The organism is Kribbella sp. CWNU-51 (assembly GCF_054073265.1).
This window is the reverse complement of record NZ_JBSXMZ010000025.1, coordinates 121,305-134,860: the sequence shown is the minus strand read 5'-3', so window position 1 is coordinate 134,860 and position 13,556 is coordinate 121,305. Positions and strand designations below refer to the sequence as shown.

14 protein-coding genes, 1 tRNA gene and 1 pseudogene are annotated in these 13,556 nt (G+C 68.8%); 6 read left to right on the top strand and 10 right to left on the bottom strand.

Features of this window, described 5'->3' with window-relative positions; translation table 11 throughout:
* Positions 1-313: 313 nt before the first annotated feature.
* From ACXC9Q_RS27220 to ACXC9Q_RS27210, 3 genes are read right to left on the bottom strand one after another with little or no spacing between them, the layout of a single operon-like run.
* Positions 314-961: a hypothetical protein gene (locus ACXC9Q_RS27220; protein ID WP_457059456.1), complete on the bottom strand. Its 648-nt coding sequence runs from the start codon at positions 959-961 to the stop codon at positions 314-316.
* 13 nt (positions 962-974) lie between these two features.
* On the bottom strand, positions 975-1,604 hold the full coding sequence (locus tag ACXC9Q_RS27215) for a 2'-5' RNA ligase family protein (protein WP_457059455.1): 630 nt from the start codon (positions 1,602-1,604) through the stop codon (positions 975-977).
* 13 nt (positions 1,605-1,617) lie between these two features.
* Positions 1,618-3,219 (bottom strand): hypothetical protein, encoded by a 1,602-nt coding sequence (locus ACXC9Q_RS27210; protein WP_457059454.1) that lies wholly within the window; start codon positions 3,217-3,219, stop codon positions 1,618-1,620.
* A 253-nt stretch (positions 3,220-3,472) separates the two neighbouring features.
* Here ACXC9Q_RS27210 and ACXC9Q_RS27205 point away from each other — a divergent pair, with 253 nt between their 5' ends.
* Positions 3,473-3,976 carry a hypothetical protein gene (locus ACXC9Q_RS27205; RefSeq protein ID WP_457059453.1) on the top strand — a complete coding sequence of 168 codons (504 nt, stop codon included), beginning with the start codon at positions 3,473-3,475 and terminating at the stop codon, positions 3,974-3,976.
* A 26-nt stretch (positions 3,977-4,002) separates the two neighbouring features.
* Here the strand turns inward: ACXC9Q_RS27205 and ACXC9Q_RS27200 are convergent, their stop codons facing one another.
* From ACXC9Q_RS27200 to ACXC9Q_RS27180, 5 genes and pseudogenes are all read right to left on the bottom strand, one after another.
* Complete coding sequence (locus tag ACXC9Q_RS27200; protein WP_457059452.1) at positions 4,003-5,373, bottom strand: TrpB-like pyridoxal phosphate-dependent enzyme; 1,371 nt, start codon at positions 5,371-5,373, stop codon at positions 4,003-4,005.
* A gap of 63 nt (positions 5,374-5,436) precedes the next feature.
* Positions 5,437-5,607: a hypothetical protein gene (locus ACXC9Q_RS27195; RefSeq protein WP_457059451.1), complete on the bottom strand. Its 171-nt coding sequence runs from the start codon at positions 5,605-5,607 to the stop codon at positions 5,437-5,439.
* A gap of 12 nt (positions 5,608-5,619) precedes the next feature.
* Positions 5,620-5,829: pseudogene (locus ACXC9Q_RS27190) on the bottom strand (histidine phosphatase family protein); the annotation flags it as partial.
* Positions 5,830-5,850: 21 nt separating this feature from the next.
* Complete coding sequence (locus tag ACXC9Q_RS27185; RefSeq protein WP_457059450.1) at positions 5,851-6,888, bottom strand: adenosine deaminase; 1,038 nt, start codon at positions 6,886-6,888, stop codon at positions 5,851-5,853.
* 43 nt (positions 6,889-6,931) lie between these two features.
* The gene (locus tag ACXC9Q_RS27180) at positions 6,932-8,125 is read right to left on the bottom strand and encodes a pyridoxal phosphate-dependent aminotransferase (protein WP_457059449.1); all 1,194 of its coding nucleotides are present in this window, start codon (positions 8,123-8,125) and stop codon (positions 6,932-6,934) included.
* A gap of 302 nt (positions 8,126-8,427) precedes the next feature.
* Between ACXC9Q_RS27180 and ACXC9Q_RS27175 the strand changes: the two genes are divergently transcribed.
* The 5 genes from ACXC9Q_RS27175 to rplA all read left to right on the top strand — a co-directional run bounded on the left by ACXC9Q_RS27175 (position 8,428) and on the right by rplA (position 11,385).
* Positions 8,428-8,500, top strand: a tRNA-Trp gene (locus ACXC9Q_RS27175).
* 56 nt (positions 8,501-8,556) lie between these two features.
* Positions 8,557-8,799, top strand: coding sequence for a preprotein translocase subunit SecE (gene secE / locus ACXC9Q_RS27170; RefSeq protein ID WP_130384685.1), 243 nt, complete (start codon positions 8,557-8,559; stop codon positions 8,797-8,799).
* A gap of 525 nt (positions 8,800-9,324) precedes the next feature.
* The gene (nusG, locus tag ACXC9Q_RS27165; protein ID WP_457059464.1) at positions 9,325-10,095 is read left to right on the top strand and encodes a transcription termination/antitermination protein NusG; all 771 of its coding nucleotides are present in this window, start codon (positions 9,325-9,327) and stop codon (positions 10,093-10,095) included.
* A 12-nt stretch (positions 10,096-10,107) separates the two neighbouring features.
* Positions 10,108-10,539, top strand: coding sequence for a 50S ribosomal protein L11 (gene rplK, locus ACXC9Q_RS27160; RefSeq protein WP_328526079.1), 432 nt, complete (start codon positions 10,108-10,110; stop codon positions 10,537-10,539).
* A gap of 123 nt (positions 10,540-10,662) precedes the next feature.
* Positions 10,663-11,385 (top strand): 50S ribosomal protein L1, encoded by a 723-nt coding sequence (gene rplA / locus ACXC9Q_RS27155; RefSeq protein ID WP_457059448.1) that lies wholly within the window; start codon positions 10,663-10,665, stop codon positions 11,383-11,385.
* Between the two features lie 50 nt (positions 11,386-11,435).
* On the opposite strand, the gene ACXC9Q_RS27150 is transcribed toward rplA, so the two are convergent.
* Together ACXC9Q_RS27150 and ACXC9Q_RS27145 are read right to left on the bottom strand one after the other, a co-directional pair.
* Positions 11,436-12,305 carry a methionyl-tRNA formyltransferase gene (locus ACXC9Q_RS27150; RefSeq protein ID WP_457059447.1) on the bottom strand — a complete coding sequence of 290 codons (870 nt, stop codon included), beginning with the start codon at positions 12,303-12,305 and terminating at the stop codon, positions 11,436-11,438.
* Between the two features lie 19 nt (positions 12,306-12,324).
* Positions 12,325-13,368 carry an alpha-hydroxy acid oxidase gene (locus tag ACXC9Q_RS27145; protein WP_457059446.1) on the bottom strand — a complete coding sequence of 348 codons (1,044 nt, stop codon included), beginning with the start codon at positions 13,366-13,368 and terminating at the stop codon, positions 12,325-12,327.
* Between the last annotated feature and the right edge of the window lie 188 nt (positions 13,369-13,556).

Genomic DNA, 13,556 nt, shown 5'->3' with positions numbered 1-13,556 from the left:
ACAGCCTGGGCCCACCGCACCCAAACCACCGCAGCTTGACACCCCTAACAGCAGGGGTGTCTGTCGTTAGCCCTGTTGGCTGAAAAAGATCGCCTGGCACACTCTGACCACTGTCACCGCCAACCACCACCGCACCAACCACCACGTCCTCTCCACCCCGACCCGGCTGACCCATCTCCGACTAACCGCCCACTCGACCTACGGCGCGCCCAGAGCCCACGTCGTCGCCGTCCGCGCCTACGGCTCCTAACCGCATGCCATCAACGGGCCCAGGGGTGAGCGGGTGCTGGCGGAATCTCGGGCGCGGTGGCCGTCAATAGCGCCAGTCCAGTTCGTGGTCTTGCATCCAGGTGAGGAGTGGGGCTGCGGCGGTGGTCGGGGCGGCTCCGGTGAAGAGGTCGGTGAGGACCTGGGTGGGGGCTGCCAGGCGAAGGCCGGTGGGGGTTTTGCGGGGGCGCGAGTAGACGACGTCGGTTGAGGGAGTCGCGAGTACGACGTTGCCGGTCGCGCTCGGGATGAGGTTCCAGGCTTCGGCGGCGGCGTGGGCGTCGGAGGTGTAGATCGTCACTGGGTCGGCCGGAGTTGCGCCGGACCAGTGGTGCGCTGCGAAGGTGCCGGTGACGACGTACGGCACGGTGGTGGTCGGGATCCGGTCGAGCAGGGTGTCCAGGCCTCCGACAGATTGCCAGTGGGTGACGGTGTTCTTCTGGTCGAACCGGAAGCCCTGGCTCCAGCGGCGGAGGAGAGCTGTCCAGTCGGGTACGGCGACGATCGCGCCGGCGGTTCGCGTCACCAGGTCCTCCTGTTCGAGGCAGGTGATGACGCGGTGGATCGTGGGTGCGGGGACCCGGCTGAGGGCGACCAGGTCGTGGGTGGTCCAGACGCTGCGGAAGTCGAGCAGCGCCCGGATCACGCCGGCGGCCGAGCTGTCGGTCAGGGCCGTAGAGGTCTTGTCTGTCACGGACGTCTCCTGGTCAGAGCTGACTGGGGACGCCCAGACGCACTGTGGCGTAGGTCGTCCACTCGTAGCAGTGGTGGTCTCGGTTGAGGTTGATCAAGCTGGCGTGAGTGACGTGCGTCTTGGCGATCTCGCCTCCCAAGGCGGCCACGCGTTTCTCCAGTGGCTCGGTGTCGGCGGCCTGGTTCCAGTAGCCGAGGGAGATGTGTGGTTCGAGCTCGGGCAGTGCGGGGACTGCGTCGCGGCCCCAGACGTCGGTGATCGCCGCACGGAGCTGGGCGCGAAGCCGACGGAGCCGGTCGACGGGCTGGGCCGGGAGCTGAAGGCTCTCCACATCGACGATCGCCGGCCCGATGCGGATCTCCAACGGGTGGATGAGTTCGAGCCGGCGCCGGGCGGCGTCGACGATCGGGTCGAGGTCCTCCTGCGTGACCTTGTCGGCGAACCCGACGCCCTGCATGGTCAGATGCAGCCACTGCACCGGGACAGGAGTGAGACCGGGAAGCGATCTGATCACTGGCTGGTACGCCGCGTGCAGGTCGCTGAGGATCGGATCGTTCTCGAAGGTGATGTGCCAGGTATAGAAGGAGCGCCCGGCTCGCCAGCCCGGCCGCCAGTACCAATGATCGCGAACTCGGTCGACCATGCGACCGCTCCTCTCAGCTACGCGGCACCGCACCAGCCCGCTGAACGTCGGGCTGCTGCGGCTCAGGTGGGTGGGCATCGGATCCGCGCGGATCGGATCCTCGGGGATCGGATCGGTGGGCATCGGATCGCTCGATATCGGCTCGGCGAGGATCGGAACCGTGCACGTCCGTCGGGTGTGCGTCCGCCCGGTGTGTGTCCGTCCGTTGGGCGCCGGGCTCCTGGGGTTTGGGTGGCTCGAGCGGCTTCGGGTTCTTGGCGGCGGTTGGTGCTTCGGGGCGCTGCGACCCCGGCTTGCGGCGGCGGGTGCGAGTTGGGCGGGCGGGGAGGTCGGGGTGTTGGGTGAAGTCGCGGATTTGCTCGCGGAGTTGGCGGCCCTGCGGGGTCCGGGCGTAGGGCGCTGTGAGGGCCGCGACCTCGCTGATGCGATGGATCAAGGGGCGGACCCGGTATTCGAGGGGTGTACTGAGGACGGGCTCGAGGGTTTCGATGGCGCCGTCGAGTTGGCCGAGGGCCAGGCGCGCCTTGGCCTGTTGCAGGCGGACCATCCGTTCGGAGCCGAAGTTCCGGACTAGGTGTGGGGCTGCCTCGAACATGGCGACGGCGCGGTCCGCGTGACCGAGGGTGTGGCGGGCTTCTCGCAGTGCGAGGTAGGCGTCTGACCAGATGCCTTCGGCGCGTTCCGGCGTACAGATGAACAGGCCGGGTGGTTCGGACTCGGCTGGTGTGGCAGGCATTCGTTTGGCCTGGCCGAGTGCGTCGCGGGCGTCGTCTGCCCGTCCGCAGCGGGCGAGATCGACCGCGGCTGCGCTGGCCAGGAACAGGGCCGACGTGCCGGCGGCGTACCGCAGGCCGTCCTGTGCGTACGCCGCGGCGCCGGCGAAGTCGTCCTGCCAGAAGGCGGCGGTGTGCTGGGTGGCGCGGATCCAGGCGCGCAGTACGTCGTGATCGGCGGCCTCGGCGCAGGCCCAGGCCGTCCGGGTGTGGCGCTCGGCGACGTCCGGGCGGCCGAGGTCGACGGACATCCAGGCCAGGAGGGTGATCGCCCAACCGGCAGCCGAGTAGAGGTCGCGGGACTGCTTGGGCGATTGCCGCCCGGCCAGCAGCCGGAACGCACGGTCGCGGACGCTGCGGCTGCGGACGAACAGCGGCCTGGTCGGTGCGCGGAGGTAGTTCTGGGCGATGCCGAGGATGTCGGCGTGCAGCTGCTCGACGGTGAGGTCGCCGACATTGGACTGCTCCGCGAACGTGAGGAACGAGATCGACTCGTCGCCGGCGTCGCTCACGTCGTCCTCGAGCCCGACGGTCGACGGCAGCGTCAGCTCCGGCTCGGTCACCACTACCCCCGGCGGCGGACTGAAGCCGAGCTCGTTGTCTGAAGCAACGTTCAGGACATAGCGCAGGCCGGAGCGGTACGCCGCGCCCGGCCAGCGCACGGCACCGCGTTCCAGCTTGGCGATGTAGTGACCGTCCAGCTCGTACCTGACTTCGGTGGTGTCCCACAACCACGCACAAACCGTCTCGGCGAGCTCCGCCCGGGACATGTGTGCACCCGGCGCGCGGCGCGACGGCGTGTGCTCTCGCGCGGTGCGCAACAACTCGTTGGCCTCTGACATGGCGGTAACTGTAGGTGTGCGAACACCGTCTGCGACCACGAAAATCGCCGCTGTGGACGAGCTGCCCCACGATGCCCCGGAATGCCCCGGGTTGCCCCGCATTTCCCACGGTGTAAGGGCTTTCAGGGCATCGGTCAGGGGTGTGGGCGCCGTCCCGTCAGCCACCGGGTGGCTGCGGTACTCTAGCTGAGCGTGACCGGCCGGGGCAGGTCGGGGCAGATGGGGGCAGGGCCGGTCAGATTAGAGTGGCCGGGTGCCCGAGGAAGCCGTGACGACACTGCGCGCCGAGTTGGACCGCTTCGAGCGGGCCGAAGAGGGATTCGCCTTGCTGGAGGTGTTTCTCGAGGTGGCGCAGCCGCGGTTGGGGGCCGTGGTGCTGGATCCGGTGGGCTTGCGGTTGCCGGACGAGATGACGGACGACCGGGCTCTCGTCCAGGTGCTGATCGCGGGAATCGAGGGCGAGCCGCGGGCGAACGGCCGGGTGGTCGAGCGTGGGTTCGACATGGAGGATGCGCAGGCGCGATGGGACTACGTGCGGCTGGCGTACAGCTCCAACCAGGCGACGGTGTGGAGTGCACGCCACCGCACGACGTACTTCGAGGTCGTTGGGCAGCACAGAGCGACTTACTGGTTGCCGGACAGTCTGAAGGCCGAGTACTTCCAGGCGTTGACCGCTCGAGGGTGGGCCGTTCCGGATGACTGGCTGGCGGCCGTGGCCAAGCGGCCCAAGCCGTGGTGGAAGCGCGGCGGGCGATAGGTAGTGGAAGCGGTCGCCCCTTCTAACTAACTGAGGACGGGGAGGCGGGACAGCGCCTGGGCTACGGAGGACTGGATGTCGGCGTCGTCCCAGGAGCGGTCGGTCATCGCGCCGGTGAGGTAGGCGTCGTACGCGGCCAGGTCCAGGTGGCCGTGGCCGCAGAGGGCGGTGAGGATGACCTTCTCCTCGCCGGACTCCTTGCAGCGTTGGGCTTCCTCGATCGCGGCGGCGAGGGCGTGCGTCGGCTCGGGCGCCGGGACGATGCCCTCGGTGCGGGCGAACTGCACGCCGGCCGCGAAGCACTCCGACTGCGGTTTGGCGATCGCCTCGATCTCACCGGTCTCGTAGAGGTGGCTGATCAGCGGGCTCATTCCGTGGTATCGCAAGCCGCCGGCGTGGATCGGGTCGGGAATGAAGTCGTGGCCGAGGGTATGCATCTTCATCAGCGGCGTCATCCCGATCGTGTCGCCGAAGTCGTACGCGTACGTCCCCTGGGTCAGTGACGGGCACGCGGCCGGCTCGACCGCCCGGATGACCGGGGACATCCGGCCCGCCCACCGCTCCCGCAGGAACGGGAACGCGAGACCGCCGAAGTTCGACCCGCCGCCGGTGCAGCCGACCAGCAGGTCCGGCGTCTCGCCGACCATGGCGAGCTGGATCAGCGCTTCCTCACCGATGATCGTCTGGTGCAGCAGGACGTGGTTGAGCACCGAGCCGAGCGCGTAGTGCACCTCGGGATCCTGGACGGCGGCCTCAACCGCCTCGCTGATCGCGATCCCCAGTGAGCCGGGGGAGTCCGGGTCTCCGGCCAGGATCTTCCGGCCGGCCTCGGTCAGGTCCGACGGGCTCGGGTGCACGGTCGCGCCGAAGACCTGCATCATCGTCCGGCGGTACGGCTTCTGGTCGTACGACGCTCGCACCTGCCAGACCTCGCACTCCAACCCGTACTGCGCGCAGGCGAAGGCCAGTGCGGTCCCCCACTGCCCGGCGCCGGTCTCGGTGGTGAGCTTCCGGACACCGGACTTCGCGTTGTAGTAGGCCTGCGGTACGGCGGTGTTCGGCTTGTGCGAGCCCGCGGGCGAGACGCCTTCGTACTTGTAGTAGATCCGCGCCGGCGTATCGAGCGCCTTCTCCAGCCGGTGCGCCCGGTAGAGCGGACTGGGCCGCCACAGCCGGTACACGTCGAGCACGTCGCCCGGGATGTCGATGTACTGCTCCTGCGAGACCTCCTGCAGGATCAGATCCATCGGGAACAGCGGAGCCAGATCCTCCGGACCGATCGGTTGCCCCGTCCCCGGATGCAGCACCGGCGGCGGAGGCGTCGGCAGATCGTGCAGCACGTTGTACCAACGGGTCGGCAGTTCGTCCTCTGGCAGCAGGATCTTGGTCGGCGTCATGCCTGAAAACTACGGCGCGCTCCGGTGCCCGGACAATGCCCTGCCTCGGAACCGAGCCGGCACTTATTCTGCCGCGGTCAGCGCATCGAGTTCGCCGCCGGAGCGCACCCGGTAGATCAGATCGGACGACTGCCGAAGCTGCAACGAGTCCGCTACGCCCAGTTGTCTCAACAGCATCCGTCCGATCATCTCGTGCGAGATCAGCAACGGCCGTCGGGCGCCGATTCGAGCCACCTCCGCCAGCGCCCTCCCGGCCCGAACGTCGGCATCCGCGACGATCTCCGCCGTACGGCGGGCGCGGCCGAGTGGACTGGTGAAGATCGCGTCGATCTGGCGGCTGCTGAGTAGATCCGCGTTGCGGCGGGCTTGGCGGAGGCCTTGAGGTGTCAGTGGTGAGTCAAGGCGGCCCTGGCGGCGCCCGGCGACGTTCCACTCGGTCTGGCCGTGGCGGGCCAGGTAGACGGCTTCGAAGTACCCCTAGTACGCCGGAACGGCGGCCGGGGCACCGAGCCAGTGGTCGATCTCGCTCAGGAGGGCCTTCTGGACTTCGGCCGGGGCAGTGGAGGCCAGGACCGAGCCGCGGGCCAGGTCGGCGAGCTCTTGGTCGGTGAAGTTGTGGACTGTGCGGGCGGTTTCGTACTGCTCGGCGAGGCGGGAGCCGAAGAGTAGAGGGTCGTCGGCGCCCAGGGCGATGCGGGCGCCGGCCTCGTAGAGCTGGCGGAGCGGGACGTCTTCCGCCCGATGGTAGACGCCGAGCGAGACGTTGGAGGCCGGGCAGACTTCCAGGGCGACCTGGGCGTCGACCACTCGCTTCAGCAGGTCGCGGTCCTCGATCGAGCGCACGCCGTGGCCGATGCGGCCGGCTCCCAGCTCGTCCAGGCAGGTGCGGACCGTGGCCGGCCCACACAGCTCACCGCCGTGCGGTGCGGCGAGCAGTCCGGCATTCCGGGCGATCCGGAAGGCCGGGGCGAACTCGGCGGTCGTCCCGCGGCGCTCGTCGTTCGACAGGCCGAACCCGACCACACCACGGCCGACGTACTGCGCCGCGAGCCGCGCCAGTGTCCGGGCGTCGAGGGGGTGCCGGGTGCGGTTGGCCGCGATGATCACCTGTACGGCGATGCCCGTCGAGGCGGATGCCTCCCGGGCGGCGTCCAACACGAGGTCGGTGAACGGCGTGATTCCGTGGAAGCGGTTCGCGTACCCGGACGGGTCGACCTGGATCTCCAGCCAGCGCGAGCCGTCGGCCCGGTCGTCCTCGGCCGCCTCGCGGACCAGGCGCCGTACGTCGTCCTCCGTGCGGAGCACCGAGCGCGCGATGTCGTACAGCCGCTGGAACCGGAACCAGCCGCGCTCGTCGGCCGCCGACAGCTCGGGCGGCCAGTCGGTGCGCAGCGCGTCAGGCAGCCGGACTCCGTGCTTGTCCGCCAGCTCGACCAGGGTCAGGTGCCGCATCGACCCGGAGAAGTGCAGATGCAGGTGTGTCTTCGGCAGCACCCGCAGATCCCGCTGCGTCATTACCGAAGGTTACCGATCCCGTACCGTCCCGGAGAAATCCGGGTCAGCTCAGCAGCTTGGCGATCCGGCCGACACCCTCGGCCAGGTCGGCGTCGCCGAGCGCGTAGGACAGGCGAAGGTAGCCGGGCGCACCGAACGCCTCGCCGGGGACCACCGCGACCTCGGCCTCGTCCAGGATGATCTCGGCCAGCTCCGCCGAGGTCGACGGCGTCCGTCCGTTGATCTCCTTGCCGAGGACGCCCTTGACCGACGGGTACGCGTAGAACGCGCCGGTCGGCTCGGGGCACACGACGCCCGGGATCTCGTTCAGCAGCGTGACCATGGTCTGCCGCCGCCGGTCGAAGGCCTTCTTCATCTCCTCGACCGCCGATAGGTCACCGGAGACCGCGGCGATCGCGGCCCGCTGGGCGACGTTGCAGACGTTCGAGGTCTGGTGCGACTGCAGGTTCGTCGCGGCCTTGATCACGTCCAACGGGCCGATCATCCAGCCGACCCGCCAGCCGGTCATCGCGTACGTCTTGGCGACACCGTTCAGTACGACGGTCTTGTCGGCCAGCTCCGGCACCGCGACCGGGATCGAGGTCGACTTCGCACCGCCGTACGTCAGGTGCTCGTAGATCTCGTCGGTGATCACCCAGAGGTCGTGCTCGAGCGCCCAGCGGCCGATCGCCTCGATCGCCTCCGGACTGTCGACCGCGCCGGTCGGGTTGGACGGCGAGCAGACCAGCAGGGCCTTGGTCTTCTCGGTCCGGGCCGCCTCCAGCTGCTCGACGGTGACGCAGTAGTTCTGCGACTCGTCGGCGAGCACCTCGACCGGCACCCCGCCGGCCAGCTTGATGGTCTCCGGGTACGTCGTCCAGTACGGCGCCGGCAGCAGCACCTCATCGCCGGGGTCGAGCAGGGTCGCGAACGTGTTGTAGACCGCGTGCTTGCCGCCGTTCGTGACCAGGACCTGGGCGGCCTCGATCTCGTAGCCGGAGTCGCGCCTGGTCTTCTCGACGATCGCTTGCTTGAGCTCCGGCAGGCCACCGGCCGGGCTGTAGCGGTGGTTCTTCGGATCCCGGGCCGCCGCCACGGCCGCCTCGACGATGTAGTCCGGCGTCGGGAAGTCCGGCTCGCCGGCCCCGAACCCGATCACCGGGCGGCCGGCCGCCTTGAGCGCCTTCGCCTTGGCGTCGACCGCTAAGGTCGCCGATTCACTGATGGCGCCGATGCGCGCCGAGATCCTGGAACCCATGACCTCCATCCTGGCACCAGGCCGCCGCGGCCGGCATCGCGGTATCACCAGATGAGGCGGGTACGACGTGCCGGCCGGACAGGACTGTGGTCCCGGGAACACGCAGGGGGTGTGGTCCGTTGGGAACGGTTGGAGGCTGTATGGTTCTGCTCGCGGTACGGCGCCCGTCGGGGGGTCGTTCGGGTGGAGCCTCAGTTCGACCAGGTGGCTCGGACCCCGTACACTCTTCTAGTCCGGGCGTTGGTGGCCCTGATCCGGCATGCCCGAGATCAGGTCCAGCGCGGCGTCCGGAGGGATTGCAGAGGGCACTAGCTCAACTGGCAGAGCATCGGTCTCCAAAACCGAAGGTTGGGGGTTCAAGTCCCTCGTGCCCTGCAAATCCTGACCGGCGCAGGGCCGGTCAGGCCGCCGCTAGCGAAAGAGGTCAGGTCGTGACGGAGACGCGCACCCCGGCACCGTCCGGCGCCGGCAAGCCTGCGGAAGGCAAGCAGGGCAGGGGCCTGCTCCGCTTCTACCGCCAGGTGGTCGCCGAGCTCCGCAAGGTCGTCTGGCCGACTCGCAAGCAGCTGTCCACCTACTTCGTGGTCGTCCTGACCTTCGTGGTGTTCGTCATCGCGATCGTCTCGGTTCTCGACCTCGCCTTCGGCTGGGCGATGTTCAAGATCTTCGGCTGAGGCCGCCGAGCCCCACGAACGCCCTAGGTCCCGGGCCCCGGCCCGACCCGAAGCCAGACAAGACCCGATGCAGAGATGACGGAGTACAACGTGTCCGAGCGCGACGACGAGGTCCTCGACCATGAGGACGAGTTCGACGTATCCGCTGACTCCGACGACGAAATCGACCTGGACCTCGATCTCGACCTGGACGACACCGACGACGAGGACGACGACGACCTGTTCGCGAACCTCGACGACGATGACGACGAGGCCGACGCCGAGGTGGAGGACGAGGACGTCGAGGAGTACGCCGCCGATGACGAGGCCGAACAGCCCCCGGCGGACGAGGACGACTCCGAGGACGAGCCGGTCGTGGTGGTCGCCGCCGCCGACGACGCCGAGGACGCCGAAGTGGTGACCGAGGGCGACGTCGAGGACGCGGCCGAGGAACTGGCCGAAGAGACCGCCGAGACCGCTCCGGACAGCACCGAAGAGGTGCCCGCCGCCGCCGACGAGCTGGTCTTCTCCAGCGACGACGCCGGTATGACGCCGGACGCGGACGAAGCCGACGACGACGCGGATGTGGAAGCGCTCGCCGTGGCGGCCGCCGCGGCCGAGGCCGACGATGACGCTGCCGACGAGACTGCTGCCGACGAGACTGCTGTCGACGAGGACGGCGAGCCGGAAGAGCCGGGCGACCCGCTCGAGGAGCTGCGCGGCCGGCTGCGCTCACAGATCGGCGACTGGTACGTGGTGCACACGTACTCAGGGATGGAGAACCGGGTCAAGGGCAACCTGGAGAACCGGATCAACTCCCTGAACATGGAGGACTACATCTTCGAGATCATCGTGCCGACCGAAGAGGTCGCCGAGATCAAGAACGGGCAGCGCCGGATGGTGAAGCGCACCGTGCTCCCCGGCTACGTGCTGGTCCGGATGGACCTGACCGACGAGTCCTGGTCGACCGTGCGGCACACGCCGTCGGTGACCGGCTTCGTCGGGAACAGCCAGAAGCCGGTTCCGCTCAGCCTCGAAGAGGTGGAGAAGATGCTCGCTCCGGCCGTCGTGGCGGCGGCGGAGCAGGCGGCTGCCGAAGCCGGCGCCGCACCCGCCAAGACCGCGGCCAAGAAGAAGGTCGAGGTCGCCGACTTCGGTGTGGGCGACTCGGTCATGGTGGTCGACGGGCCGTTCGCGACCCTGCACGCCACAGTCACGGAGATCAATGCCGAGGCCCAGCGGATCAAGGCCCTGGTGGAGATCTTCGGCCGGGAGACCCCGGTGGAACTCAGCTTCAACCAGATCCAGAAAGTCTAAGGACCCGACAGAATGCCTCCCAAGAAGAAGATCGCTGCCCTGGTCAAGGTGCAGCTCCAGGCCGGTGCCGCGACGCCCGCCCCGCCGGTCGGTACCGCGCTCGGTCCGCACGGCGTCAACATCATGGAGTTCTGCAAGGCGTACAACGCGCAGACCGAATCCATGCGTGGCAACGTCGTGCCGGTCGAGATCACCATCTACGAAGACCGTTCCTTCACCTTCGTCACCAAGACGCCGCCGGCGCCGGAGATGATCAAGAAGGCCGCCGGTCTGCAGAAGGGCTCGGCCGTCCCGCAGAAGGACAAGGTCGGCAAGATCACCAAGGACCAGGTCCGCGAGATCGCCACCACCAAGATGCCGGACCTGAACGCCCGCGACATCGACGCCGCGATGAAGATCATCGAGGGCACCGCCCGCTCGATGGGCGTCGTCGTCGACAAGTAGTACCTCCAGCCTGCGTACGGCGGAATCCGTCGTACGTGTGGCGCGTTGTAATGAGTAGTAATGGAAGCAGTTGTGGCAGGGCGAAGCGCCGCCCTATCGACCACACCCCAGAGAGGAACAGACATGGCACAGCGCAGTAAGGCTTACCGCTCGATCGCGGAACAGATCGACTTCGACCACCTGTACACCCCGCTCGAGGCGATCAAGTTCGCCAAGCAGGGCGCGACGGGCAAGAAGTTCAACTCCACCATCGACGTCGCGATGCGTCTCGGGGTCGACCCCCGCAAGGCCGACCAGATGGTGCGCGGCACCGTCAACCTTCCGCACGGTACTGGCAAGACGGCACGGGTCCTCGTCTTCGCCACCGGTGACAGGGCCGAGGCCGCGAAGGCCGCCGGCGCCGACTTCGTCGGCGACGACGACATGATCAAGAAGGTGACCGACGGCTGGCTCGACTTCGACGCCGTCGTCGCGACCCCTGACCTGATGGGCAAGGTCGGCCGTCTCGGCCGGGTCCTCGGCCCGCGTGGTCTGATGCCGAACCCGAAGACCGGCACGGTCACCCCGGACGTGGTGAAGGCCGTGAACGACATCAAGGGCGGCAAGATCGAGTTCCGGGTCGACCGGCACGCGAACCTGCACTTCATCATCGGCAAGGTCTCGTTCGACGAGACCCAGCTGGTGGAGAACTACAGCGCCGCGCTCGAGGAGATCCTCCGGCTCAAGCCGGCCAGCTCCAAGGGCCGCTACATCAAGAAGACGGTCTTCTCGACCACGATGGGACCGGGCGTCCAGGTTGACCCCAACCTGACCCGCAACCTCACCGAGGAGCCGGCCGAGGCCTGACCTCGAACCCAGCACCAGAAGGACCCCGGGGCCAGGGGTCCTTCTGTTTGTCAGGTCCGGGTGAGCCGGAGGGGTAGGTCAGCGGTCTGGACAGTCCAGCCGTCGTCGTGTTCTGCGAGGACGGCGCCTGGCTCGACCGTGCTGACCGACCCGGCCGGTACGACGTCGGTCCGGGCGACGACGTACGTCGTACCGGCGAGGCTGACCTGGGCCTGGGGCGACGTCACGTTGAGCGCGGCGGCCTTGCGTCGCACGACCGCCGACGGCTCGGTCAGGTCGAGGAGCAGCTCCTCCTCGGTGAAGAGCGGAGCCTCGCTGGCCGCGGCGGGATCTTGCGGTACGCCGGGATCGCCGGCGACGAGGCGGGGCACAGCCTCGTCCAGGCACTGGCTGAGCAGCTCGCCCCAGACCTGCATGATCCCGGTGCCGTTGAGGTCGTCCGGGAGCGGCGCGATCCGTTGGGCGAGGATCGCGCCCGTGTCGAACTCGGCCGCCGTCCGATGCACCGTCGCCCCGATCCGCTCGTCGCCTTCATAGATCAACCGCTGCGGCGTCGGTCCCCGCCCGGCCGGCAGGGGTGACGGGTGACAGTTGATCGCGCCGTACTTCGGGATCTCCAGGACCTCGGCCGGAATCAGCCGGGGGAACGCCGCCGAGATGACCACGTCCGGCCGCAGCGCGTCGATCACCGGCGCGGCGACCGTCCGCAGCTTCCGGGTGATCAACACGTTGGTCTCCTCCGGCAGCCCCGCCACCATCGGCTGCACGGCAGCGCCGTACCGCCCGGTCTCGGGCAACGTCACCACCAGCACGAGCTCATGCCCATTTCGCGCCGCGAAGTCGTGCACCAGCCGGTGTCCGGGCAGGAACGCGTTCAGACTGACGATCCGCAAACCTTCCACGCCGCTGGATACGCTCATCACACCTCCACGGTTCCGATCAGTTGGTGAAGCGGGTCGTTATGAGGTCTGGGGTCAGGGAAGCCGGGGTGGGGTGGCCGACCAGGCGGAGGGTGTGGTCCAGCTCGGTGGCGAGGTCCGTGAGGAGGCGGGTGACGCCAGCGGCCGAGCCGACGGTGAGGGCCCAGAGGGCGGGACGGCCGACGAAGACGGCGCGGGCGCCCAGAGCCAGAGCGGTGAGGATGTGTTCGCCGCGGCGGATGCCGCCGTCGACGTAGATCTCGGTGCCCGTGCCGGCCAGGGCTTCGGCCACCTCGGGCAGAGCCTGGGCGGTGGGGATGGAGCCGTCGAGCTGGCGGCCGCCGTGGTTCGACACGATGACGCCGGCGGCACCCGCGTCCGCGCACCGCTTGGCGTCGTCGCCGCGCAGGACGCCCTTCACCACCACCGGAAGGCCGGTGCGCTCGGCGAGCCAGCCGATGGCATCCGGGCTCAGGTCGTCGGCCTTGGCCAGGTCGTCGTCGGTCCACTCGCCCTCGGGCAGGTTGGCCAGCAGTTGACCGGGCTGGACGAGATCCCAGACCGTCTCACCCTCGTCCTCCTTCCGGCCGACCACCGGGGTGTCGACGGTGAGCACGATCGCCCGTGTGCCGCCCGCGACAGCAGCGTCGAGCATGCGCTCGGTGAGCTCGCGATTCCGCACGATGTAGATCTGCAGCCACCAGGGCACTCCGGTCGTGCCGAAATCGGCGAACGTGGTCCCCGCGTTGCTGGAGACGCCGAGCACCGACCCGGCCGCGCCCACGCCTCTCGCCGTCGCGACCTCGCCGTCGGGATCGGCCATCCGGTGCATGGTCGACGGCGCGACCAGGATCGGCGCGTCGACGGGGGTGCCGAGGACATTCGTGCGCAGGTCGATCGTGGAGACGTCGTTCAGCACGCGGGGGCGGAAGCGGTACGCCGACCAGGCCGCGGTGGCCTCGCCGACGCTGATCCCGCCGGCCGAACCCTGCCGGAAGTACCGATGCACGGCCTCGGGCAGCTTCTCCGCGGCCGCGGCTTCGAGAGTGTCGATCCATCGCATGCGCCCCATCGTTGCACCGGTTTCGCCTGCCTGGGGGTGAGATTCCGGAAGAGTGCGCGGAAAATGCCGGTCCGGTTCCGGGAGAAATTCGGCGGCGGAGGTGTTGAGGCAACAGGTACAGTGGTGGGCATGACGCAGTACGGGCGGCGATTTCTTCGCCCCGGCCGGCACGACGGTGCCGACGGGGT

Excerpts from the sequence above, each read along its gene's own strand:
- ACXC9Q_RS27215 (WP_457059455.1), bottom strand. The coding sequence starts at position 1,604 with ATGGTCGACCGAGTTCGCGATCATTGGTACTGGCGGCCGGGCTGGCGA.
- ACXC9Q_RS27145 (WP_457059446.1), bottom strand. The coding sequence starts at position 13,368 with ATGCGATGGATCGACACTCTCGAAGCCGCGGCCGCGGAGAAGCTGCCC.
- nusG (WP_457059464.1), top strand. The coding sequence starts at position 9,325 with ATGACGCCGGACGCGGACGAAGCCGACGACGACGCGGATGTGGAAGCG.
- ACXC9Q_RS27210 (WP_457059454.1), bottom strand. The coding sequence starts at position 3,219 with ATGTCAGAGGCCAACGAGTTGTTGCGCACCGCGCGAGAGCACACGCCG.
- ACXC9Q_RS27200 (WP_457059452.1), bottom strand. The coding sequence starts at position 5,373 with ATGACGCCGACCAAGATCCTGCTGCCAGAGGACGAACTGCCGACCCGT.
- ACXC9Q_RS27150 (WP_457059447.1), bottom strand. The coding sequence starts at position 12,305 with ATGAGCGTATCCAGCGGCGTGGAAGGTTTGCGGATCGTCAGTCTGAAC.
- ACXC9Q_RS27180 (WP_457059449.1), bottom strand. The coding sequence starts at position 8,125 with ATGGGTTCCAGGATCTCGGCGCGCATCGGCGCCATCAGTGAATCGGCG.
- ACXC9Q_RS27185 (WP_457059450.1), bottom strand. The coding sequence starts at position 6,888 with ATGACGCAGCGGGATCTGCGGGTGCTGCCGAAGACACACCTGCATCTG.
- rplA (WP_457059448.1), top strand. The coding sequence starts at position 10,663 with ATGGCACAGCGCAGTAAGGCTTACCGCTCGATCGCGGAACAGATCGAC.
- rplK (WP_328526079.1), top strand. The coding sequence starts at position 10,108 with ATGCCTCCCAAGAAGAAGATCGCTGCCCTGGTCAAGGTGCAGCTCCAG.